Here is a 359-nt window from a genome sequence, read left to right as displayed (position 1 = left end):
GACGCCCTACTCTTCCGGGGCTTGAGCCACAGTACCATCGGCGCAGACTGGTTTCACGTCCGAGTTCGGGAAGGGATCGGGTGGGTCACAGACGCTATGGTCACCAAGCAATAGAGCTTGCGCTTCGTTTTTTAATCGATGTTTTCCGTGCAGATTATCTGGCTGTTTGATCACCACATTTGCTGACGTTTGCTGGAATATCCAGTGTTGTCATTGATGGTGGGACTCTCAGGCGCGATCAGAGCAATTAGGACCGGTTAGCTCCATATGTTACCACACTTCTACATCCGGCCTATCAAGGTCGTGGTCTACGACCGCTCGAAGAAATCTTATCTTGAGGGAGGCTTCCCGCTTAGATG

At 51.5% G+C, this 359-nt stretch carries 2 rRNA genes; both read right to left on the bottom strand.

Annotation, left to right across the window (positions count from 1 at the left end):
• Positions 1–108: ribosomal RNA gene (gene rrf, locus MRBLMC3_RS21120) — 5S ribosomal RNA — on the bottom strand; the annotation flags it as partial.
• A gap of 120 nt (positions 109–228) precedes the next feature.
• Positions 229–359 (bottom strand): 23S ribosomal RNA (locus MRBLMC3_RS21115); the annotation flags it as partial.

Origin of the sequence: Sphingobium sp. LMC3-1-1.1 (assembly GCF_040676285.1) — a bacterium.
GTDB lineage: Bacteria > Pseudomonadota > Alphaproteobacteria > Sphingomonadales > Sphingomonadaceae > Sphingobium.
This window is presented reverse-complemented; position numbering and strand designations above follow the sequence as displayed.